This window comes from Falsibacillus pallidus (assembly GCF_050990905.1).
Classification (GTDB): domain Bacteria; phylum Bacillota; class Bacilli; order Bacillales; family DSM-25281; genus Falsibacillus; species Falsibacillus pallidus_A.
The window spans coordinates 2,123,115-2,143,806 of sequence record NZ_CP158866.1 but is presented as its reverse complement, the minus strand read 5'-3'; the positions used below and the strand labels follow the sequence as shown (position 1 = coordinate 2,143,806).

20 protein-coding genes and 1 riboswitch are annotated in these 20,692 nt (G+C 41.8%); of the genes, 16 read left to right on the top strand and 4 right to left on the bottom strand.

Annotated features, from left to right (window positions below):
- Positions 1-83: 83 nt before the first annotated feature.
- Genes ABTV07_RS11320 through ABTV07_RS11310 form a run of 3 tightly spaced genes read left to right on the top strand, consistent with a single transcriptional unit; the run spans position 84 to position 3,728 of the window.
- On the top strand, positions 84-1,301 hold the full coding sequence (locus ABTV07_RS11320; protein ID WP_433742384.1) for an HpcH/HpaI aldolase/citrate lyase family protein: 1,218 nt from the start codon (positions 84-86) through the stop codon (positions 1,299-1,301).
- A gap of 19 nt (positions 1,302-1,320) precedes the next feature.
- Positions 1,321-2,592, top strand: a complete 1,272-nt coding sequence (locus ABTV07_RS11315) for a phosphoribosyltransferase family protein (RefSeq protein ID WP_433742382.1) — start codon at positions 1,321-1,323, stop codon at positions 2,590-2,592.
- Between the two features lie 29 nt (positions 2,593-2,621).
- A complete protein-coding gene (locus ABTV07_RS11310; RefSeq protein ID WP_433742381.1) occupies positions 2,622-3,728 on the top strand; it encodes a cysteine protease StiP family protein in 1,107 nt (368 codons plus the stop codon).
- 255 nt (positions 3,729-3,983) lie between these two features.
- Here ABTV07_RS11310 and ABTV07_RS11305 read toward each other — a convergent pair whose 3' ends face one another.
- A complete protein-coding gene (locus ABTV07_RS11305; RefSeq protein ID WP_433751380.1) occupies positions 3,984-4,235 on the bottom strand; it encodes a hypothetical protein in 252 nt (83 codons plus the stop codon).
- Between the two features lie 111 nt (positions 4,236-4,346).
- On the opposite strand from ABTV07_RS11305, the gene ABTV07_RS11300 reads away from it, so the two are divergent.
- The 10 genes from ABTV07_RS11300 to ABTV07_RS11255 all read left to right on the top strand — a co-directional run bounded on the left by ABTV07_RS11300 (position 4,347) and on the right by ABTV07_RS11255 (position 15,107).
- Positions 4,347-5,957 (top strand): YceG family protein, encoded by a 1,611-nt coding sequence (locus ABTV07_RS11300; RefSeq protein WP_433742379.1) that lies wholly within the window; start codon positions 4,347-4,349, stop codon positions 5,955-5,957.
- A gap of 27 nt (positions 5,958-5,984) precedes the next feature.
- Positions 5,985-7,097, top strand: coding sequence for a toxic anion resistance protein (locus ABTV07_RS11295; protein ID WP_433742378.1), 1,113 nt, complete (start codon positions 5,985-5,987; stop codon positions 7,095-7,097).
- 195 nt (positions 7,098-7,292) lie between these two features.
- Positions 7,293-8,258, top strand: coding sequence for an XdhC family protein (locus ABTV07_RS11290; RefSeq protein ID WP_433742376.1), 966 nt, complete (start codon positions 7,293-7,295; stop codon positions 8,256-8,258).
- 20 nt (positions 8,259-8,278) lie between these two features.
- The gene (locus ABTV07_RS11285; RefSeq protein ID WP_433742374.1) at positions 8,279-8,917 is read left to right on the top strand and encodes an NTP transferase domain-containing protein; all 639 of its coding nucleotides are present in this window, start codon (positions 8,279-8,281) and stop codon (positions 8,915-8,917) included.
- Complete coding sequence (locus ABTV07_RS11280; protein ID WP_433742373.1) at positions 8,905-11,220, top strand: xanthine dehydrogenase family protein molybdopterin-binding subunit; 2,316 nt, start codon at positions 8,905-8,907, stop codon at positions 11,218-11,220. The genes ABTV07_RS11285 and ABTV07_RS11280 overlap by 13 nt, the downstream gene beginning before the upstream one ends.
- Before the next feature lie 3 nt (positions 11,221-11,223).
- On the top strand, positions 11,224-12,069 hold the full coding sequence (locus ABTV07_RS11275) for an FAD binding domain-containing protein (RefSeq protein ID WP_433742371.1): 846 nt from the start codon (positions 11,224-11,226) through the stop codon (positions 12,067-12,069).
- The gene (locus ABTV07_RS11270; RefSeq protein ID WP_433742369.1) at positions 12,066-12,536 is read left to right on the top strand and encodes a (2Fe-2S)-binding protein; all 471 of its coding nucleotides are present in this window, start codon (positions 12,066-12,068) and stop codon (positions 12,534-12,536) included. The genes ABTV07_RS11275 and ABTV07_RS11270 overlap by 4 nt, the downstream gene beginning before the upstream one ends.
- An 89-nt stretch (positions 12,537-12,625) precedes the next feature.
- Positions 12,626-13,030 (top strand): sporulation protein, encoded by a 405-nt coding sequence (locus tag ABTV07_RS11265; protein WP_433742368.1) that lies wholly within the window; start codon positions 12,626-12,628, stop codon positions 13,028-13,030.
- Positions 13,031-13,101: 71 nt separating this feature from the next.
- Positions 13,102-14,547: an FAD-binding protein gene (locus tag ABTV07_RS11260; RefSeq protein ID WP_433742366.1), complete on the top strand. Its 1,446-nt coding sequence runs from the start codon at positions 13,102-13,104 to the stop codon at positions 14,545-14,547.
- Positions 14,544-15,107, top strand: coding sequence for an MFS transporter (locus ABTV07_RS11255; protein WP_433742364.1), 564 nt, complete (start codon positions 14,544-14,546; stop codon positions 15,105-15,107). The genes ABTV07_RS11260 and ABTV07_RS11255 overlap by 4 nt, the downstream gene beginning before the upstream one ends.
- 25 nt (positions 15,108-15,132) lie before the next feature.
- On the opposite strand, the gene ABTV07_RS11250 is transcribed toward ABTV07_RS11255, so the two are convergent.
- Positions 15,133-15,909 (bottom strand): alpha/beta hydrolase, encoded by a 777-nt coding sequence (locus tag ABTV07_RS11250; protein ID WP_433742362.1) that lies wholly within the window; start codon positions 15,907-15,909, stop codon positions 15,133-15,135.
- 67 nt (positions 15,910-15,976) lie between these two features.
- A riboswitch (SAM riboswitch) is annotated at positions 15,977-16,080 on the bottom strand.
- A gap of 71 nt (positions 16,081-16,151) precedes the next feature.
- Positions 16,152-16,370, bottom strand: a complete 219-nt coding sequence (locus ABTV07_RS11245) for a hypothetical protein (protein ID WP_433742361.1) — start codon at positions 16,368-16,370, stop codon at positions 16,152-16,154.
- Positions 16,371-16,582: 212 nt separating this feature from the next.
- Between ABTV07_RS11245 and ABTV07_RS11240 the strand changes: the two genes are divergently transcribed.
- Both ABTV07_RS11240 and ABTV07_RS11235 read left to right on the top strand, forming a co-directional pair.
- Positions 16,583-17,173: a DedA family protein gene (locus ABTV07_RS11240; RefSeq protein ID WP_433742360.1), complete on the top strand. Its 591-nt coding sequence runs from the start codon at positions 16,583-16,585 to the stop codon at positions 17,171-17,173.
- Positions 17,174-17,215: 42 nt separating this feature from the next.
- The gene (locus ABTV07_RS11235; RefSeq protein WP_433742358.1) at positions 17,216-18,133 is read left to right on the top strand and encodes a DMT family transporter; all 918 of its coding nucleotides are present in this window, start codon (positions 17,216-17,218) and stop codon (positions 18,131-18,133) included.
- A gap of 154 nt (positions 18,134-18,287) precedes the next feature.
- On the opposite strand, the gene ABTV07_RS11230 is transcribed toward ABTV07_RS11235, so the two are convergent.
- Positions 18,288-18,452: a hypothetical protein gene (locus ABTV07_RS11230; protein WP_433742356.1), complete on the bottom strand. Its 165-nt coding sequence runs from the start codon at positions 18,450-18,452 to the stop codon at positions 18,288-18,290.
- 403 nt (positions 18,453-18,855) lie between these two features.
- On the opposite strand from ABTV07_RS11230, the gene abc-f reads away from it, so the two are divergent.
- The gene (gene abc-f / locus ABTV07_RS11225; RefSeq protein WP_433742355.1) at positions 18,856-20,652 is read left to right on the top strand and encodes a ribosomal protection-like ABC-F family protein; all 1,797 of its coding nucleotides are present in this window, start codon (positions 18,856-18,858) and stop codon (positions 20,650-20,652) included.
- Positions 20,653-20,692 lie beyond the last annotated feature (40 nt).

The window sequence follows — 20,692 nt, the reverse complement described above, 5'->3', positions numbered from 1 at the left end:
AGACGGGAGAGGAAGATGCATCTTAATCTTTCTCTCTTTCTTTAATTCTTGCCAGAATGCGTATTTGAGAAGGAGGATATCCCTTGCAGCATTTTTCCTATCTCTCTGATGAGGAGAGAGTACAACTATTCTATAAAGAACCTCAACCTTTTTATAAAGATTCTCCTAAGGAGCTGCTGGCGTACAGCCTGGGTGCTGCCCTTTATATGCCGGGTACAAGGGACAGCATTGCTGAAGATATACTTTCTGGCAAGTATTTAAAGGGGAGGCATGAAGGCCTATCGACTATAGTTATTTGCCTGGAAGATTCCATAAGTGATAGGGAAATAGATTCTGCGGAATGGAATATAGTCCATCAGATCCAAGAAATAACGGAAGCCGTCGAAAGAAGGAGTTTCAGTGAATCCGATATCCCACTTCTCTTCGTAAGAGTCAGAACATTTGAACAAATACAGCTTTTGTTGGAGCGTCTTGGAGAGAGGGCAAGAGAGCTGCTATGCGGTTTTGTCTTTCCTAAATTCACACCTCAAAATGGAAGGCTGTTTTTAGAAACGCTCGAAGAAATGAACAACAGATATGAATTAAACCTTTATGCCATGCCTATTTTGGAATCCCCCGATATCATTTTCAAAGAGAAAAGAATGGAAACACTTATGGAAATCAAAGACATTTTGGATTCTTTTAAAAACATTCTCAATGTAAGGATCGGGGCAACTGACTTTTCGGGCCTTTTTGGCATCAGGAGGAATAAAGATACCACAATCTATGATATCGCTGTCATTCGGGATTGCATTTCTGATATCATCAATATTTTTGGACGAGCCTCCAGCCAATATGTTATATCGGGGCCAGTATGGGAGTACTTCCAAGGGGGGGAGCGGATTTTAAAGCCGCAGATTCGCCAGACTCCATTCGAAGCTTCCTATGGCAGGACCGGATCCACTATGAGGGCAGAAATGATTGAACGGTTTGAAGATGGCCTGATCCATGAAGTGCTGTTGGACAAAGCGAATGGGCTCTTTGGGAAAACCATCATTCACCCCTCTCACATCAAAGTGGTTCAAGCCATGAACGTCGTCACATTAGAGGAATATCTGGATGCCACGGCAATCCTGAACCAGGCGGAAGAAGTGAATGGGGTCATAAAGAGCCATTATTCAAACAAAATGAACGAGATTAAACCACACTACAACTGGGCGCAGGTTGTGCTGCGCAAATCACATATTTTCGGGGTGCTGAGGGATGGACAAACATTCATTGATCTCCTTGGAGTCAAGAGAGAACAAAACGTATTCTTATAATATTATCGGTGGCTTACAGATGAACATGGCGATTACGGAAAATCCGTATGATTTAAAACCCGAGGCCCTTTTCCAGATGGCCGCTAGAATCAATAAAAAAAGAGGATTCCTATTTGTCAGCAAGGTCCTGGGAAAGCATATCCCAGTAATGCCTGTTACAGCTCTTTCTGTTGGGGCACTCCTGGCTGATCGATATATTGATATACATCATCATCGGAATCATCCGCTTCGCAATGCATTGATTCAGACAGTAAATAATGGTATTGGCGATCCGTCGCTTCTTTCTAAAATGAAAGAGACAAAGCTCGATCTTCCTGAACGCACCTTGTTTATTGGCTTTGCGGAAACGGCAACCGCTTTGGGGCACGCCATGTTCAATTGTTTTCATAATGCAGTGTATTTCCATACAACCAGAGAATACATCCCGTATTTGGATTCCATTATTCGTTTTGAAGAGGAACATTCCCATGCCACTTCACATCGATGCTATATTAACCCTTCTATACTGGAGAATAGCCATCCGGTAGTATTAGTGGACGATGAAATGACAACAGGCAAAACGGCTTTGAATATCATTGAATCCATTCATAAATTTCATCCAAGGAAGCATTATACGGTCGTTTCTATCCTTGATTGGAGGTCACGGGCACAAAAGGAAAAATTCCGTGAAATGGAAAAAAAGTTAGGTATTGAAATCACGGAAGTTTCCTTGCTTTCAGGTGAAATCGAGCCAGAAGGCTTCCCTGTCGAGAACATTGAAGAAAGCGAACTGAATATAGCTGGCAGAGGGACCGTTCAATATCATACAATCCCAACTCCTTCTCTTCACAAAGTAAATATAAATGAAGGAATTCCATATTTATCACAGTCAGGACGGTTCGGAATTACTTCTGAAGAAACAAGCGCTTTGGAAAATTATCTATCTGAAATCGGTGCTATTTTGAAAGGTAGACGTAAAGGAACAAAAACATTATGCATGGGGACAGGGGAGTTTATGTATATTCCTATGACCACAGCAGCTGAAATGGGCAAAGGGGTATTCTTTCAATCTACTACAAGAAGCCCGATCTATCCTCACAAGAAAGAATCATATGGTGCGAAATGCCGCTATACATTTGATTCAATCGAAACACCTGGAGTGGCTAATTATTTTTATAATGTTGAAAAGGGGCAGTATGATGAAGTTTTCCTTTTCATAGAACGCGGCATGGAGCCGCAGGCATTGGATTCCTGGCTGAATCATGCGCGCTATTTATTTTCCTATGTACATATCGTTCCATTCAGTATATAAATCCTATTTTTAATGAGAAGGTGTCCGCTATGTCGCTGACAGCAAATAACATTGGCAGCTATTCAGAAAAAGATGTCATTTTTCTATTGAAGGATCTCAAACAGGCCAATCTTGAAGGGAGTACAGAAGAAAGAGAGGCTGGTATACAGAGCGGTACCCATTATTCTGAATCTCTGCCAACAGAAAAGCTTCCTTCTCTGTCCTATTTATCCCTCTTTCATGAATCCCTTGCAGCAACGAAAAGAGAAGCAGCCAAACTGGTGTCAATCGTCAGTGAAAGAATTCTGAACAAGAGGGGGAAGGATATCGTCCTCGTATCCCTTGCCAGGGCAGGCACACCTGTGGGGATCCTTATAAAAAGGTATATAGCATTCAAATACGGCATTGACCTCCCTCATTATAGTGTTTCCATCATCAGAGGGAGAGGAATCGACATAAATGCCATTAAGTACATATGTTCCAGGCATCCTTTAAGCGGCATTCAATTTATAGACGGATGGACGGGAAAAGGTGCCATCCAACGGGAACTGACTCAATCTGTCGATAGTTTGAATGATGAGTTCGACTTGGGATTAACGGATTCGCTGGCAGTTCTTTGCGATCCGGGCGATTGCGCTGCATTATATGGCACAAAGAAAGATTTTTTTCTGCCAAGTTCCTGCTTGAATGCAACAGTATCAGGGCTGATCAGCCGAACCGTCCTCAATCAACAGTACATATCCACTGATGATTTTCATGGAGCCAAATATTATCGTGAATGGATGGAGCATGATCTTTCAAATTATTTTATTGATGAGATATCCAGCCAGTTTCCTGAGATCATTCATTCGCATCCTGGGAATGAGATTGATTACAGTAAAGAACTGGATGAACCAAGCTGGAAGGGCTTCCAGAATGTTTTGAAGATCCAACAGGAATTTAAGATACAAGATACGAATCTTATTAAACCGGGAATTGGTGAAACAACGAGGGTGCTGCTTCGAAGGGTGCCATGGAAAATTTTAATTGGAGATAGAGGGAATGAATCCCTGAACCATATTTTGATGCTGGCTGCAGAAAAGAATGTTCCAGTGGAATATTATGAGGGATTGTCATATGCATGCTGCGGAATCATTCAATCGGTAAAAGGAGACTAAAGCCAGGATGAATTCAGATGCGAACCTCTTGAAGATTTGTTAAGATAAGGATATAGGAATATGTTCACTCCTTGTGTACTTTTCTTTTGAATAGGCTATGTTAAAGCTCATTGTTGCTTTCCACTAGATTCTAGCTGTTGATTGGAGGGCAAGACGAAGACTCCGGTGGGAAAAGCGGAACAGGCGAGACCCCGCAGGAGCGCAGCGACGAGGAGGCTTGCCTCCGCCCTCGGAAAGCGAAGTCTTGAACGGAAATCAACAGCGGTGTTTAACATAGCATTTGAATAAGCCATGAATGCAGAAATACATAAGGGTGAAGAAAGCATACAGCGAGAAAAAGGACATTTTAAATCCAATTCCTGCATGTGAAGAAATGATAAGGCTCAACCATAAATCAATCAATAATAAATCAATGAAGATAAACAAGGATGAAGCAGCTATGGAACTATATAGCTCCAGGGCTTGATCCGTCCTGGCATCTTTCGTTCTGCGAATAAATAATCTCATATCATATCACCTTTTTTCTCATTAGAGTGCGGTCTGGGAAATTATTTTATGCTTTAGCAGAAAAAAGGGTGAATAGAGCATTCGACCTCAAGATGGAAGGAGTTGATTAAGATGAATGATTCCATTATGCCGATCCCGCTTAATTTCAGCTTAGACGATTGGCAAACCATAATGAAAAAGCCGCTGCCGCAGCGTGATGGATATAAGAAAGAAGAGAATAACCTGACATTCGGACAGGTTGCTGCACGCATGCTTGGGACGCATCTTTCTGAGGACCAGTACCTGGAAGAACTTTATGATGCCATCCACAGCGATGAAGTAAATGTACATCTTCTCAATGAAGAGCTCGACAAATCAATCGATCCTGCCCGTTTTCAATCCATCCAAAGGATTTTGATGATCCATCAGGAAGAACGGTTATCTGTCAATCGATTCCTCGCTTTTTTGGATGGAGAGCGCCTGATCCCACAAACACAAAATAGAAGAGTTTATTTTCATTTAAGAAACGCCTTGATGACCTATCTGCAGACATTTGAAGCGAAACATGCACAAGGAATGGCAGATCCCGGATTTCGGAGGGCCATAGTGGACATGGTTAAGTGGCTGTGGAATCATTTAGACCCATGGCTGAATCAAAATGATTTTATCCATGATACTCCACAGGTCATTTGGTACGGGGATGCTTCAGAAAGCGAAAGCTACTTTTTATATTACTTGATTCTTGTAGGATGCGACGTCCTTATCTTTCATCCTGAAGGCAAGGACATTCTTCAATCCATAGATGAAGATCAAAAAGTTTCGAAAGTACTGCAGTACCCATCAAAAGGGGAGCTGCAGCCCTTTCCGAAAACCAGACCGGTCCGAAAATCCACCGTTGCCTACAGGGCATCACAGGAAATCGACAAAGTGATGCACTCTGATGGCTCCATGTTATACAAGCCATGGCAGTTCAGGAACTATGATCCGGTATCTGTCACTTTGAAAACGACTTATGACGAGCTGTTCATTCTTATCAAGGAAAAATCATTTATACGGCCTAATTTTGATGTATCCGATAAGAAAGTTCATATTCCTGCTTTATTTGCAAAGGTTCAGGGGATTTCCAAGAACCGCAAACAATATTGGGATCGAATCCAAACCGTTGCAGATATGGAGAACGCTTTAACCATCCGGCGGTTCCCTTTTACAAAAGAAATCAATGCAAATTTATTATTCCATTATCGAAACGCGCTGAATCCTGATGGGATCCTTGAACCAGAACAGATCATACATTCCAACTGGTGGAAATATAAAGAGCTTCCATCAGGTCTTCAGCTGGGAATCGCTTCAGCCATTTCCAGATATTGCGCCAAGCCGAGGATTAAGCCGCTTCCGCATGAAAAAATGGAGCAGCTCCAGCTTTTTCTTTTTGCCCAAGCGATGGCCATTCCGGAAGAGGTTTCAAAGCTCCTTCAAAGGTTCGACTACGCACAGGATGTCCCTAAACTGATTCTCTACAACACAGAGAAAAACGGCAAAATGTCCAGATGCGATGCAGCTTTGATTGCCTTGCTGAATGAAATCGGAATTGATATTGTCATTTTCAATCCACCTGGCCAAAACGATATTGAACTTTATATGGATGAGAAAAACTTTGATACCCACTGGCTTGAAGAAGTAAGCTTCGAAGAGGAGTTCAAGGAAGCTTCTGTTTTTAAGAAAATCATTAAAAAAATTTTTTAATATCTTTTAATAAAGGGGCGCGATGAAATGTCAAATTTAACTTCTGTACAAGATCTGACCCAGCTGCAGAATCTTAATCTCGATCAAAAAGAAGAGGTTATGCAAAATAGCTCACTGCAATTGAAGGAAAAGATGAAGAATGACCCTGAAGTGCAGCGAATCGCTCAAAACATCGATGACAAAAATCAAATCGCTTTATTGGAATATGGGAAAGAGACGGCTAATGAAATTTCTGCCTTTTCTGGCCGTGTCTTGAATTCCATTAAATCAAGCAGCATGGAAGAATCGAGTGTACTTCTTAAACAACTTGGGAAAATAATGGATAAATTCGACAGCAAAGATTTTGTTGAAGATAAAGGTTTATTGTCCAAACTATTTAACCGCGGACAGAAAATGATCGAAAAGTTATTCAGCAAATACCAAACAATGGGTTCGGAAATTGATAAGGTATACGTTGAAATCACGAAGTATGAAACAGAAATGAAGAAGTCTACACAAACGCTTGAACAATTATATGAACAAAATTTCCAATATTATTTGGAACTCGAAAAATACATCAGTGCCGGGGAAGTGAAATTGGAAGAGTTGAAGCAGCGCATCCCTCAGCTTGAACAAAGAGTCTCAAGCGGTGATCAACTCGCGGGAATGGAGCTTGACTCGCTTAAGAATGCCGTGGAGCTTCTTGACCAAAGAATTTATGACCTGGAGATGGCGAAACAGGTTTCTTTCCAATCTGCTCCGCAAATCAGGATGCTTCAAAGAGGGAACACTAAGCTGATCGGAAAAATCAACTCGGCATTTGTCACAACGATTCCTATCTTTAAGAACAGCTTGATCAATGCCATTTCTGCAAAAAGGCAGAATCTAGTGGCGCAATCCATGAATGAACTTGATAAGCGTACGAACGAAATGCTTCTCCGTAATGCGCAAAACATTTCGCAGCAAAGCGTGGATATTGCACGCATGGCAGGCAGACCAAGCATCAAGCTTGAAACAATGGAAGAAACATGGAATATCATTGTAAAAGGAATGCAGGAAACAAAAGCTATAGAAGAGGAAAATAAGCGCCTTCGCGAAGAAGGAAGAACACGTTTGGCACAGCTGCAGGATAATTATGAAAAAATGAAAATGAAGCAATAACAGACCGTCGGCAAATGCTGTACGACAGCCCCTTTCATCATGTGATGAATGGGGTTTTTTGTGCTTTGGGGAAATTAGAGGTGCTTGCACAGAGCCGGCATGGATGTTTCGGTTCTGAATGAAAGAATGGCTCCATAAAATGTAAGGGGTTTTTCTATTTGCTTTCATTTACTGGATAAAGGGAAGTGGTGGTTCTTGCATTCTTTTTACACTGTCCTTAAGGATGCCATTGGCGGTGATGACCAAAAGGTTTTGGCATTGATCGTCCATGTAGAGGGGTCAGCCTATTTGAAAGAAGGAAGCTGCATGCTGTTTGCTCCTGACGGCAAAAGGACAGGGATGATTTCAGCTGGTTGTCTGGAAGAGGATTTAGCATACAATGCAGAGGATCTGTTAGCATCCGGATGTTCTAAGAGAACATTGGTCTATTCATTGGAGAGCGAAGATGATTCTGGATGGGGGAGGGGTTCTGGCTGCAGCGGAACCCTATTCATTTTCCTTCAAGTGATCGACAGGATGCTTCAGAGCGAATTAAAAACACTGTATAGAAGTCTGTGCAGCGGGCATTCAATCTGTTGGACAATACACTTTACGCCTCATTTTGACTATGTGGGCCACAATTTTCAGGAGACTGAAAAACAAGGATCAAATCATGTCGGCATAAAGGACTGGACTACTGATACAGAACATCTTCTTATCTATCAACAATTGTTAACCCCCCAGCGAAGGATGATTTTATTTGGCGGAGGCAAGGATGCTGAACCTCTATGCCGCCTTGCCTCTGAATGCGGATTTTCGGTAATTGTATGTGATAACAAAGAAGATCGACTTCAGTCTGTACATTTTCCTAATGCGGATCAACTTTTTTTAGGTTCTCCGGAAAGCTGGATGAAAAGGATCCATTTAAAAGAGGACGATTTAGTAGTCATCATGACACATCAATTCCAGACTGATAAAGAAATAATTGATCAGCTGAAGATCTTGGGGCTTCATTTAAAATATATTGGCATACTCGGTTCCAGGAAGAGAACGGAGAAATTGCTTCAAAAACATCATTTTGAAAATGTTCATTCACCTATCGGGCTTAAAATCGGCGCTAAAGGTCCAGAACAAATTGCGGTGTCAATCATGGCTGAAATCATTTCCATTTTACATTCATGAAAAGGAAAGGAGGGGTCCAGATGCCGTACATTGTCGGAATTGTACTTGGGGCAGGCCGCAGCAGCCGGATGGGTAAACCGAAACTGGAGTTGGCTCTAGAAGGTAAACCGCTGGGACTTTATGCTTTTGATGCAGCCGTCCGTTCTCAATTTACACATGTCCTGTTTGTCGGTTCCGATGAGTCCCCTCCCGTTTGGCTGGAGAATAGAAATGGTGAAACGGATGGCAAATGGTCTTACTTGTACTGCCCAAATGCGCAGGAAGGCTTTGGAGAATCCCTGAAATGCGGCGTCAAAAGAGCCATTGAATTTGGGGCGGATGCTATTATGATCATCCTTGCTGATCAACCATTCCAGACTGCATATCTTTTTAACAGCCATCTAAAACTCTATCAAAAGACTGAACCCAACTATCTTGCCTCCACGTATCAATCCATTCCAATGCCGCCAATCATATTTTCTAAATCTATGTACCCTAAACTTTTAGCGCTCCAAGGGGATGCAGGTGCCAGGAGCCTTTTAAAGAGCGAGAGCGGATTATTTAACGAATTGTATGATTCAATCCTTGCTTTTGATATTGACAATGAGTCTGAATATCTGACTGCCAAGCTCCTGATGCAATCCAGAATAAGAAGGAGGGAAGACAAGTGGACATATTAGGGAAAAGCGTCATCAGAAAGGAAGCCTTCGATAAAGTTTCCGGGCGGGCAGTATATACAAATGATATTCAAACACCTGGCATGCTGCATGGAGTACTGGTGACCAGTACGGAAGCACATGCTAAAATCCTGGACATTTCAGTGGATGAAGCATTAGCAGTAAAAGGAGTGCGTGCGTGTATTTTAGGGAAAAATCTGCCTTTGACAGGAGAGCAGATCCGCGACAGGCCGCCGATTGCCTATGATCGGGTGAGGTACTATGGTGAAGCCATTGCTGTCATAGTAGCTGATTCCTATCATTCTGCAAAAATAGCAGCCTCATTAGTGAAGGTATTTTATCAGCCTCTGCCTGTCATAAACTCCCCATCCCAAGCGATTCATGCAGGCGCACCCCTCATTCACAAACAGCTGGAGGACTACCATAAAGAAATAGATGTATTTCCAGTGCCAGGGACCAATATCGCCAATCGATTGAAAGTAAGGAAGGGCGACATGAAAAAAGGATGGGATTCCTGTACCTATAGTGTTGAGGAATCCTATTTCCTTCCTCCAGCCGACCATGCCGCAATGGAACTCAGATGCAGCATATGTCAAATCGATAAGGAAGGAAATATCGAAATCCACACCTCATCCCAAGCGCCTTTTATGGTGAAAAAACTCATAGGCAGCTATTTTGATATTGAAATAGGAAAAGTGACTGTGAAAACACCATTGGTAGGAGGGGGATATGGAGGGAAGGCATCCGTGCAATTGGAATTATTGGCATACCTGGCTTCAAAGGCAGTTGACGGAAGGAAAGTAAAAATCATGAATACCAGGGAAGAGGATATCCTTACCTCTCCAGGTCATATCGGACTTGAAGCCCGCATTAAACTCGGCTGTAGTCAGGATGGAAAGATCAAGGCAGCAGAAATACTCTATTTATTCGATGGGGGCGCTTACTCGGATAAAGCTGTCGACCTGGCAAGAGCTGCGGCCGTTGATTGTACTGGTCCCTATCATATTGAAAATATAAAATGCGATTCCCTTTGTGTCTATACGAATCACCCTTATGCTGCACCATTCAGGGGATTCAGCCATTCAGAGCTGTTGTTTGCATTTGAACGGACAATGGATTCCCTAGCAGAGGAAATAGGGATGGATGTACTGGCTTTCAGAGAACAGAACAGCATCTTGCCGGGCGATTACACTCCTACGAGGGTGAGATTGACAAGGAGCAATTTGGGAAACCTTCCTAAATGCATCGAACGGCTGCGAGATTTGATGGATTGGAATAGTGGCCAGTTTGTCCAATTAAATCAACATATCGTTCGTGCAAAAGGGATTGCATGTGTCTGGAAAACGTCTACAATCGATCAAAATGCTTCATCTGGAGTGATATTGACCTTTAACAGTGATGGAAGCATCAATCTCATGTCAGGTGTTGTGGAAATCGGTACCGGGACAAAGACTGTTCTGGCACAGATGCTTGCTGAAAAATTGAAAATGGACATTTCCCTGATTCATGTTCAAATGGAGATCGATACTAAATCCACCCCGGAGCACTGGAAAACGGTTGCGAGCAGAGGGGTTTTCATGGCGGGAAAAGCATTGCTGGAAGCAGCTGATGACGTCATGAATCAATTGAAGGAGCTGGCGGCATGTGTTTTGAGAGTGAAGGTTCAAGACTTGGAAGTAGGCTATGGGAAGGTGTATTTAAAGGATGATCCTTTGACATTCTTTCCAATAAAAGACTTGGCTTATGGATATAAATTTCCGGATGGCAATGCCATCGGAGGGCAAATCATTGGAAAAGGAAACTATATCATGAGAAATATGACCAATATGGATCCTGAAACCGGAGAAGGAAGACTTGGTCCTGAATGGACAGTCGCTGCTCAAGGAGTGGAAATCGAATTGAATAAGAAGGATTGGACTTATAGGGTCCTTAAGGCGGTATCAGTCGTGGATATCGGCAGGGTCTTGAATGAAAAAGCTGCACTTGGCCAAGTCATGGGGGCCATGAGTATGGGGATTTCATATGGGGGAAGAGAACGCCTTTTCTTTGACCAAAAAGGCAGGGTGCTGAATCCTCAGCTGCGTACATATCGGCCCTTAAGATATGGGGAGCATCCGGAATATAAAGTCGAGTTTGTCCATACCTATCAATTGGATGCACCATACGGGGCAAGGGGCGTCGGGGAGCATGGTCTCCTCGGCATGCCGGCAGCACTTGGGAATGCGTTGACTCTTGCGGCTGGTGTGAAGATGAATGAGCTTCCGCTTTTGCCTGAAATGATCTGGAAAGCGAAAAGGAGGACATAATCGATGCTTCCTTTTACATTTGATTATCATCGTGTTCAGGAGTATGAGGAGGCTGTGGAACTATTTTCAGCCCTCAGGGAACAAAATGGGAATCCGATTTATTACGGAGGGGGGACGGAAATCATCACCCTGGGCAGACTTAATCTTTACAGATGCGACGCTGTAATCGACATTAAAGCAATCCCGTTGGCACAGACTTACAGGGCCCAAGGGGAATTCATCTATACTGGGAGCGCCAGGACGCTGACGAGCATTGAAAAAACGGGAATATTCCCGCTATTAGAAGAGACAGTCAGTGGAGTTGCGGATCGGACAGCACGAAACAAAATAACAATCGGGGGAAATGCGTGCGGAAAAATTTTTTATCGAGAAGGAGTACTCCCTTTTTTATTGGCAGACAGCTATGTGCTGACAATTGAGATACGCGATAAAACATTAAAATTTGAAAATATCCATTCCCTGTTTAATGGAGAACCACAGCTTAATGAAGGAACGCTCGTTCTATTATTCTGTACATCAAAAAAATATGCGGAGGCACATTATTTCATAAAAAAAAGACGTCAACAGTGGAATACCGGGTATCCTTTGATAACGATAGCTGGATTAAAAGCAGAGGGGAAAATCCGAATGGCTTTAAGCGGTCTTCTTCCTTATCCATTCAGGGATGAAAGATTGGAAGACATTTTGAATGATAAGTCACTGTCAAAAGGAGAAAAAATCTCTATGGTACGAGAGGTTCTCCCGGAAACAGTATTGGATGACCAGGAAGGTTCCAGTGAGTATAGACTATTTGTTTTGGAAGGTTTGATTGAAGAGCTCCTTGACGAATTGGAGGGAGGCGGGATATGAACATCAGATCTGCACATGATATCACGCTGAAAGTGAATGGGGAGGAGCACAGGATTGTGGCCGGGTCTTCTGAAACACTTTTGTTTATAATAAGGTCCAGGCTTGGATTGACAGGTGCAAAACCCGGATGTATGAATGGAGACTGTGGTGCATGCACAGTACTGATAGAAGGCAGGCCTCAAAAATCATGTTTAAGTCTGGCTGTTGAGATGGATGAAGCTGACATCACGACCATTGAAGGGCTGAAAGAAGATCCCATACAATTAGCATTTATTGAGCATTTCGCCTTTCAATGCGGCTATTGTACATCGGGTTTCATTATGAACTGTAAAGCACTGGTCGAACATATAGAAACTATCGATGATAATGTCATAAAAGAATGGCTGGAATCGAATATTTGCAGATGCACCGGATATAAAGAAATTGAAGAGGCTGTTAAATCAGTTTTGCGAAACAGGGGCGATTAAAATCTTCCAAACCCTTCCTATTCCTGATTGGAAAAACAGCATCGATTTGATATGATGACGGTAATGATGCTATAGGAAAGGGTGTTTCTATGTGGAAGGAGTTTTTATCGAGTGTCGGGATCGGGAGCATGAAAGTCGATACGATTGTTCATGAACCGAAAATCTCCAGACCTGGAAAAATTGAAGGAGAAGTCGTCATACATGGTGGAAGCTGTGACCAGAAGGTAGAAGGGATTGACTTGAGACTTGTCTATCGCTATGAGGCGGTGAAAGAGGAAAGTGATTTTACACAACATGAGAAGGATATTCATGAAGAAACCATAGAATCTATTGAAATGGTGAAGGCGAATGAAATTAAGCGGATTCCATTCACATTAATGATTTCAAATGACCATCCTGTTTCTGTAGAGGAAAATGAAACGATTCTCCGAACGACTGTAAGAATTCCCAATGCAGTAGATCCATTTGATGAAGATAAAATTATTATCTATTAATTGAAATATTATGTTGTATTATTAGTCCTTTAGTGTAAAATTACACTAAAGGTTTTTTTGTGGGGGATTTTATGAAACGCAAAATAGCAATTCTTATGATACTTCTGATTTTTTATGCTTTTGCTTTTTTTCATTTTTCATTAAAGGATGATGAACATCTTCCGAAAAACACGGTGATGGATGTCAGCCGCTTAATGCCGATGAAAGTTAAAAAGGTAGTGAAGGGGAAAGAAGTAGACGAATTGGTGGATATCATCAAAGAAGCCAACAAAACAGGGCAAAAGATATCCATTGCCGGGAAGAGGCACAGCCAAGGGGGGCATACGTTTTACAAAGATGCTGTAGTACTTGATATGCAGACCCATAATAAAATACTGAAAGTAGATTCGTCTAAAAAGACCGTTCTGGTCGAAAGCGGGGCCACATGGGATGATGTGCAAAAAGCAGTCACCCCATACGGATTGTCAGTGAAAGTAATGCAGTCGCAAAATATTTTTACGATCGGAGGATCTCTCTCTGTGAATGCTCATGGCAGGGACATCCGCTACGGTTCACTGATTGATACAGTGAATTACTTCGACCTTTTGACTTCTGAAGGTAAAATCATTCGTGTTTCACGTAAAGAAAACGCAGAGTATTTCCCTCTTGTATTAGGAGGTTATGGGCTGTTTGGGATCATTTTGGATGCGGAGCTGCAGCTCACAGAAGATGAATTGTATACATACCGCATTTCTGCCATGGACTACAAAGAATATCCAGCTTTTTTTAAGGAGCATGTACTCGATGAGCCAAACGTACGAATGCATTTAGCGAGGATCTCGACGGCTCCAGGGGATGGATTTCTGAAAGATATGTATTCCGAGGATTATGTGTTGGCAGATCAACAATCCAAATTGGATGACTGCAAAGACTTAAAAGGTGAAGAAGGGACCTTCATCACGAAGTTCATGCTTGGTCTATCCCGCGATTTCGATTGGGGGAAAAAAATTTTTTGGGAATCCCAGAAAAAATATTTCAATTCAATTGATGGGGACTATGTTTCAAGGAATAATGCCATGCGGTCAGAATCAAAATTCCTGGAATATGAGGACAGCGATGATACGGACATACTACAAGAATACTTTATCCCCGTTGAGGAATTTACCCCTTGCATAGATGACCTTAGGAAATCGTTGAAAGGGGAGGATCTTAATTTGATGAACATTACCATTAGATATACTCATCAAAATCATGATGCTGTTTTGTCCTATGCGAAAAATGATATGTTTGCACTCGTTCTATTAATCAATCAAGAGAAATCAGAGAGCGGAAAAATAAAGACTGGAAGAATCATCCGGAAAATGATTGATGTTGTACTGAAGCATGGTGGGAGCTATTATCTTCCCTACTATTCCTATCCAACAAAAAGACAGATGAAGGAAGCATATCCAAGAACGGAGGAATTCTTTATGAAGAAAAGGGAGCTGGATCCCCAAGAGAGATTCATGAATGAATTTTATGAGGTGTATGGAAAATGAGATGGTTCATCACGTCCCAAAGCATGGCCTTGATGGCTTCAAGCATTACTTTCCCTTTTTATTTGCTTTTCATCCATAATATCGGGTCGAGCTTCTCAAGTTTCGGGATAGCCTATGGTGTATTTACTTTAAGTTCTGCTCTCTTCCATAAAGGGGTAGGGGCGGCAGCCGACAAAATTGGAGGAAAAAGCCTGCTTTATTTCTATTCTTTCGGAATGGCATTCTTATTTCTATTAATCCCTGAAATCCATCAATTATGGCAGGTTTATCTCTTTCAGTTTGTATTGGGTGGGCTTGGATCCATTCAAAAAACATGCGAAAAAACCCTCCTGGCTGGATTAACAGGGCAGGAGGACAGGGGAAGGACTATCGGGCACTACCATTTCTGGACCTCCCTGTATGCTGCCGGGGCGGTAATGGCCTGCGGGGTGCTGATTGATTATTTTACCGTATCCTACATATTTTATTTGGGGTCTGTCTTTTATTTTATCAGCGGGATGGCTCTGGCAAAAATGAAAGTCTCCCTTTCATCAGAAACAGTGGAGGATATTGGCCTGTAAAAGGTAAGCTGGCAGCCATATGGCTTCAGCTTATTTTTTCAATGGAGAGATTTTTATCGCTTTCAGAAATGAATTGTTTAATAGAGTCGATTATTTTTTCTATCTCACAATCCATTGTGGCTACATGAAAAGACTTATCAAGTGTGATGATAGACTTATTTACTGAAGAAATCGAATCATAAATAAGATCAGTTGCTTCATGAGGCACAACATGGTCATGGATTGATTTAATCAATAGAGCAGGGCAAGCAACTTTTCTTAGGCGCTCCTTCGTAGTGTCAATCAACTGAAGGAGCTGTTGGACGGCAGACATTGGGACTCTCGTATACGTTAATTCTTCTTCAATTGGCAGATTGATATCAGGGCTGCCCTCCTGAATGAAGCCTGAACAACCCGCTTCCCTGTAGCAGTCATACCCAGGAATCTGAATGGCCGCATTAACTGTTATGATGCCGGCTATATCAAACCCCGAACTTGCCAGTTTAAGTGCAAGCGTACCGCCCATTGATTGTCCGATTACATAGACTTTGCTGCAATATTTTTTTAGGTGGTGATAGCTCTGCACCAAATTCTCAAACCAGTCTTGATGGCTGCAAAGGGATAAATCAGTCTCGCAGGTTCCATGTCCCTTCAGCCTTGGAGCGAAGATTGTGCAGCCAGTGCTTTGATAGATTTCCTCTGAGACTTTGCGAACGCTTTGTGGAGTTCCGACAAAACCGTGGCAAACGAGGATCCCCGTTTCGCTTCCCCTGAAAAAGAACTCTTCGGCGCCTTTCATGATTGGATAGGTCACTTTTTTCATTTATCATCCGTCCTTTTAAATAAATTAAAAAAACCTTCTTGCTAATGGGCAAGAAGGCTTAAACCGAGCTTTATCACCCAAAGCAAATGCTTTGCTGGAAGGAGCACCTTGCTGATTGGCAGGTTGCTGTGGAGTCATTGAGCCAGTGCTCTCGTCCACTCTGGATAAATTTTATTTGATTGGAGTAATTGTAAGTGATAATTCCAAGTAAGTCAATAGGAATTTGTTGAAATGGGCATTGGTTAAGATTTGATCAAAGCGCAATAAAAAAAACGGTTATCCCCTTCTTGATCAAAGGAAAACCGTTTTTTGTATTTCATTTTATTCATGATATCCTTTTTTGTTTTCGTCTTTCTCGTTCTCATATCTGTAAGTGCATATACACCACGGAACTCTTCAGGATTCCTTTTACCTTCCTGCATTTGTTTTACTCGATGCTTTTTTGCATTGCTTTTTCCCATTCCAACCACTCCTTTTTTAACTTCTTCTTTGATGATAATGTGATTGTAAAAGAATGTAAAGGGGCACTTGTTGGTTAATTGAACATTTTCAATCTGTGAAATTTTTATATATGACAGATTCATGAATAGATTGAAGTTGTCCATAATTCTTTAGTATAATACGTTTATATTTGCATATGAATTTGATAGACAAACCATGTAAAGGGGAAACCATGAAGGATTTTATTTTTACAGTCTTGAACGGGCTGGCGGATTTAGGCTATTTCGGAATTGCATTAGGACTGATGATTGAGGTCATCCCGAGTGAGTTCGTATTGGGATATGGGGGATATTTGATTTCTCTCGGAAAAATTAACTTTGCCGGTGCAGTCGTAGCTGGCACAATCGGCGGAACCATTGCGCAGATATTCCTTTATTGGCTCGGATCATACGGCGGGCGCCCGTTTCTTGAAAAATACGGTAAATTCATTTTGATTAACAAACATCATATTGATGTATCTGAAAACTGGTTTAAAAAATATGGCCCGGGGGTCATCTTTACGGCTCGTTTTATTCCTGTCGTTAGACATGCGATATCCATCCCAGCCGGCATTGCAAAGATGTCACTCAAAAAGTTCACTTTATATACGGTTGCTGCCATCATCCCGTGGACCATCTTCTTTCTTTATTTAGGAATGGCCCTGGGCAAGAATTGGATGGAAATCAAGGAAAAAGCGCATCCATACATATTGCCTTCCATCATTGCGGCATTAGTGATCGGGATTATTTATTTTGTCATCAAGGAATATAAGAAGAAAAAATAACCGGCCAGAGCGCCGGTTATTTTTATAAGGGGAGAGATCATTTTGTCTAGTGGCAAAGCATATGCCTACATCATTTTTGGGGCTGCGCTATGGGGAATCATCGGGATATTTGTGAACAGCCTCTATCGCTTTGGGTTCAATTCCTTGGAAGTAGTGGCGATTCGCGTATCATTTGCCTCTGTTTTTTTAATTTTATATGCTTTGATAAAAAATAAAAGAATTCCGAAGATCCATTGGCGTGACTCGAAATATTTCGTCGGAACCGGTATTTTAAGCATTGTGTTTTTTAATCTTTGTCTTTTCTATTCCATCGGTGAGTTGGGGCTGTCAGTAGCTTCCATTCTGTTATATACAGCACCTGCATTTGTCACATTGTTTTCTGCACTGCTGTTTAAAGAAAAAGTCAATTGGCGAAAGGGAACTGCTCTCGTTTTCACTTTGGCGGGCTGTATGCTGGTAGCTGGAATATTTCCTTCTTTTCATGCATCCTTGACTATTACGGGATTTCTCGCGGGCATTGGATCCGGATTGGGTTATGCATTGTATAGTGTGTTTGGGAAGTTTGCTCTATCAAAATATTCCTCCATGACTGTCACAGCCTACACGTTTATATTTGCAGCTGTGTTTATGCTGCCTATAAGCGGATTGCGGGATAAAGCCAATCTTTTCACAAATGGAGCAGTATGGTTGAGTGTGCTGGGCTTAGGCGTATTATCTACCGTGTTTTCTTACATCCTTTATACAAAAGGGCTTGAAGCGGTGGAAGCGAGCAGGGCTTCAATACTGGCAACCATTGAGCCTGTTGTCGCATCATTGGCCGGAATCATCATTTATCATGAAAAATTAAGTCTGTGGCAGGGTGCAGGGATATTATTGATTCTATCTGCTGTATTTGTGGTAAGTGAAAAAACAAAAAAGAAAAGTAAAGATTATACAGCAACTTTTAGGAAAACCGTCTAAAAACGGTTTTTTTATTTTAAAAGAAAATTAAACACTTGGGCTGATTTCTATTTGATTTTTAGCACAATTAAGCAGAGTTAATCTATTAGTCCACTCTATTAAATTTTCCATGCATATAATAGGACCATCAATGGGAAAAGGAGGGATATTCATGTCAAATCACAATAATACTAATAACAACAATCGCATCCTTAATGTCGATGCCGATTAAGTCCTGATTCGTGCAGACCGCGTCATCATCCAAAATGCGAACGATGACCATGGCAATGGATGCCGTAACCGTACAAATAATGCAGCAGACAATGTTGAATCCGCACAAGATGGAAGCTCAAATGGCTGCAGAAGAAGACGTTCCTGGATTTAATTTGGCAGTGAAATGAGTTTTTGTATTGGCAGGTTGGATGGTGCAGATTTATACATCGATTTGCACCATCTGACTTTTATACAGTGGAATTTACAGAAGATATATGCTAATATATGGATAACATTATTAAGGAGGCATCTAATTACACACTATGATTATTTCTAATCACAACTTTCGTTAATTTTATACGAAAAGCTGGACTCTGCCTGAGTTCGCAGTGATTAGGATAACTATGTCTATTTTTAGAGCCTTGAATATTTATTTGTCCGGGATATTTTTTCACGATTCCTATTACTAAAGCACAGGCATGAGTCTGTGCTTTTTTCATTGGACTTTTTGAATGAAAGAAGGAATCTTAATGGAATTATTATCTGTGAAAAATGCCTCTATTGAACTAGATGGGAAGCTATTGGCTGAGAATATCACATTTGTTGTGAAACAAGGCGAACATACAGCACTTATCGGTGAGAATGGGGTTGGGAAGACCACGCTGCTCAAGGCTGTGTTCGGGAAAACCCCATTTGTTTCTGGTGAATTAACTAAAAGGATGCACCTGCAATGGGCATGGATGGAACAGAACCCGAAGTACGCGGTTGAAGACACAGTCATGGATTTTGTTGAAATGGAGAATGAAAGAATTTTTATATTGAAGAAGAAACTTAATGGAGCTGAAAAGGACCTTCCCCATTCAATAGAAAGTTACAACCAATTTCTTCAGGAATATTTAAATGACGGGGGATACGAGTGGGAAGCGGCCGCGGAGAAAAATTTGCTGATGACGGGGATCCCTAAAGATTTATGGAACCAGACATTCCAAAGTTTGAGCGGCGGCCAGAAGACAAGGGTCCAATTGGCAAGAACCTTGATGCTGGACCCTGATTTTCTTATCCTTGATGAACCGACGAATCATCTGGATAAAGAATCACTGCAATGGCTAGAAGAATGGATGAATAAATTCAACGGAACCATCCTTTTTATCTCTCATGACCGAGAATTTATTGATCACACTGCCCATTTTACGATGGAGCTTTCGAAAAATGGGATTCATAAGGTCCGCGGAGGATATTCAGATTTTCTGAAGGTGAAAGAACATGAAAAACAGACTCAAATGGCCCTTTATGAAAAGCAGGAGAGGGAAAAGAAAAAGTTAGAAGAGACAATCAGGAAATATCGGCAGTGGTTTGATAACGCCCACCAAGCTGCTGGGGAAAGGAATCCCTATGCAAAAAGCAAAGCCATGAAAAACATTACGAGGGCACAGTCCAAGGAAAAAGCTTTAGAAAAACTGGAAGGGGAGCGGGTCGCAAAGCCAAAGGAACAGAAAGGCATTCATGTAGAATTTCAAACTGATGGAGTAGGTGCCAAAAGGCTGATCAGGGCAGAAGAAATTTCTTTTGCCTACAATGATAAAAAACTTTTTCACGACCTTTCTTTTGAAATTCATCGGGGGGACAGGATTGCTGTCATTGGAAGGAATGGTTCAGGAAAATCGACCCTGCTTAAACTGCTGATTGGTGAATTGCAGCCGAGTACAGGTGATATCAAACATCATCCTCATTTGAAGATTGGATATTTTGCACAGGAGGTCGAAAGGCTGGATGAGGAGCACTCGCTTCTTGACAGCCTTCTGCAAATTGAAAGCATGACTCAAACGGCTGCCAGAACCTTGCTGGGGTGCTTTCTTTTCCGGAGGGAAGATGTCCGTAAAAAGATAAAAAACTTGAGCATGGGGGAAAAATGCCGGGTTGCTTTCATCCGCCTCTACCTTTCAGAAGCAGATCTCCTAGTTCTGGATGAGCCGACGAACTATCTGGACCTGCCTTCCAGGGAAACAATCGAAGATGCATTGGCAGGATATCCTGGTGCTGTCGTAATCGTTTCCCATGATGCATATCTATTAAAGAAACTGGCTAATCGGGTTATTTCTATTGAAGAAGGGGAGATTGAGGATTTTCATGATTCCTATCCTGCCTACTTGGAATGGAAAAAAGATGAGACTGCTTCGCTTAGAGATAAGTCGCTTGATGATTATAAAAAGCAGCTCGAGTTGAAATATTCACAACTGATCCAGCGGGAAGTGGATGGATATGGAGATGAGCAAGAGATTCTCTTGGAGCTCCTGGAAATCAAGGAGGAGCTAAAGAAGCTCCAATAAACAAGGTCGAATCCTTTTTGATTTCAGAAGGAATCAGCTA

Excerpts from the sequence above, each read along its gene's own strand:
- ABTV07_RS11315 (WP_433742382.1), top strand. The coding sequence starts at position 1,321 with ATGAACATGGCGATTACGGAAAATCCGTATGATTTAAAACCCGAGGCC.
- ABTV07_RS11310 (WP_433742381.1), top strand. The coding sequence starts at position 2,622 with ATGTCGCTGACAGCAAATAACATTGGCAGCTATTCAGAAAAAGATGTC.
- ABTV07_RS11305 (WP_433751380.1), bottom strand. The coding sequence starts at position 4,235 with ATGAGATTATTTATTCGCAGAACGAAAGATGCCAGGACGGATCAAGCC.
- ABTV07_RS11300 (WP_433742379.1), top strand. The coding sequence starts at position 4,347 with ATGAATGATTCCATTATGCCGATCCCGCTTAATTTCAGCTTAGACGAT.
- ABTV07_RS11295 (WP_433742378.1), top strand. The coding sequence starts at position 5,985 with ATGTCAAATTTAACTTCTGTACAAGATCTGACCCAGCTGCAGAATCTT.
- ABTV07_RS11285 (WP_433742374.1), top strand. The coding sequence starts at position 8,279 with ATGCCGTACATTGTCGGAATTGTACTTGGGGCAGGCCGCAGCAGCCGG.
- ABTV07_RS11275 (WP_433742371.1), top strand. The coding sequence starts at position 11,224 with ATGCTTCCTTTTACATTTGATTATCATCGTGTTCAGGAGTATGAGGAG.
- ABTV07_RS11270 (WP_433742369.1), top strand. The coding sequence starts at position 12,066 with ATGAACATCAGATCTGCACATGATATCACGCTGAAAGTGAATGGGGAG.
- ABTV07_RS11265 (WP_433742368.1), top strand. The coding sequence starts at position 12,626 with ATGTGGAAGGAGTTTTTATCGAGTGTCGGGATCGGGAGCATGAAAGTC.
- ABTV07_RS11260 (WP_433742366.1), top strand. The coding sequence starts at position 13,102 with ATGAAACGCAAAATAGCAATTCTTATGATACTTCTGATTTTTTATGCT.
- ABTV07_RS11255 (WP_433742364.1), top strand. The coding sequence starts at position 14,544 with ATGAGATGGTTCATCACGTCCCAAAGCATGGCCTTGATGGCTTCAAGC.
- ABTV07_RS11250 (WP_433742362.1), bottom strand. The coding sequence starts at position 15,909 with ATGAAAAAAGTGACCTATCCAATCATGAAAGGCGCCGAAGAGTTCTTT.
- ABTV07_RS11245 (WP_433742361.1), bottom strand. The coding sequence starts at position 16,370 with ATGGGAAAAAGCAATGCAAAAAAGCATCGAGTAAAACAAATGCAGGAA.
- ABTV07_RS11240 (WP_433742360.1), top strand. The coding sequence starts at position 16,583 with ATGAAGGATTTTATTTTTACAGTCTTGAACGGGCTGGCGGATTTAGGC.
- abc-f (WP_433742355.1), top strand. The coding sequence starts at position 18,856 with ATGGAATTATTATCTGTGAAAAATGCCTCTATTGAACTAGATGGGAAG.